The 1,347-nt window shown below is 59.1% G+C and carries 2 protein-coding genes; both read right to left on the bottom strand.

Features of this window, described 5'->3' with window-relative positions; translation table 11 throughout:
- On the bottom strand, positions 1-374 hold a 374-nt coding region (locus N2315_09375), incomplete at its 3' end, for a hypothetical protein (GenBank protein MCX7829380.1).
- Between the two features lie 162 nt (positions 375-536).
- A partial coding sequence (locus N2315_09380) for a hypothetical protein (protein ID MCX7829381.1) occupies positions 537-1,347 on the bottom strand: 811 nt, incomplete at its 5' end.

The raw sequence follows: 1,347 nt of genomic DNA on the forward strand, positions 1-1,347 counted from the left end.
GCCTTGTACTGGGTTTTTAAGCGGGCACTGGTCCACATGCCCCCCTCATTCACGGCCCGAATGACCAGGCGGCCCTTATCGACATAGGAATTGGTCCGCTTATCGGTGTAAAATTGCACCTCCGCGTTACCCCATCCGTTTCCTCCGGTGGAATAGCCCCACTTTTCGCTATCCGGGGCACCGCTGTAGTTAAATTCGTCCTGCCACACAAGCCGATAACCCGGCGGTACCCAGGCCCCCTGGGGGTCGGGAACTGAAGAGGCGCCGCAGGAGACAAGAGAAAGCCCCAGGGCCGCAGCAACTGCCAGCATAGACAGGTTCATAGACAGGTTCCATCGCATCAGGCTTTTCAGATTGATAGCCATGCCTTTCATTGGGTTCCCCTTCCGTTGGTTTAATCGAATATAGGACTCCGCGGGGCTCCTTTGTCGGAGCGGCCCGGCGGTATCCCCCCGGCCCCTTTTCCGGGGCCAGGGGTGGTTCCTCCAGTGTATCCTAAAGTAGGCGGGAACGCAAGAAAAACGCAGGGGAAGCGCCTATTCCTTTACCACCATTACCTTGCGGATTTCATCAATATCGGGGCCTACGATACGGATAAAGTACATGCCCCGGGCAACCACCCGGCCGCCCCGGTTCTTTCCGTCCCAGCTTACGGTATAATCTCCGGCCTGCCGGTAGCCCCGATACAGGACCTGTACCAGATCTCCGTCCAGGGTAAAGACTTGAATGGCAACCTGTCCCGCCTTGGTGAGCTGGTAGGAGAGCCTTACCCGTTCACCCCTGGTTGGATCGATCACATTGTTAAGGATCGTCGCATTGCTCCGCTGCTTTGTCACATCATGGATATCGAAGCTGAAGGGCCGCACGAGCCGGTACCAGTTGGCCGGGATGGGAGCCCCCGGAGCAACATCGAGACGGGCCACATAAAGCGGATCGTCGGTATTGCCACCATTGTCCAGGGTAAGGAAGAAATCCAGGGTGGAAACACTCCTTACCCGCGGATCAGAGGCGGGAACGGAGAAGTTCCATAGGGCACTGGATGGAAGAGCCCCACCCTGCTTGGTGCCGCTGTACAGGCTCGTTCCGCCGCCATGGGCGCTGTCGTTTGGCCAGGGAACGATACCGGAGAAGGCCGCCCCCGAGGGTCCGCCGTTGTTAAAGACCGGGAGCCAGAGCCCCACCGGCCCGTTTGCCGCGGTAGCCCGGAAACTGGATGCCGCGCTTGCATCAAAGCGGAGCGAAAGGTTCGCCGGTGACAGGGCTGGATTCACCCGAACCTGCATGGTAATGTCCTGGTCCCGCAGCCACTGGGTTCCCATAAAGTCCCGCACAAGGCCGATAGTCTGG

It is taken from the genome of Thermanaerothrix sp. (assembly GCA_026417795.1).
In the GTDB taxonomy this organism is placed as follows: Bacteria; Synergistota; Synergistia; order Synergistales; family Synergistaceae; genus Thermanaerovibrio.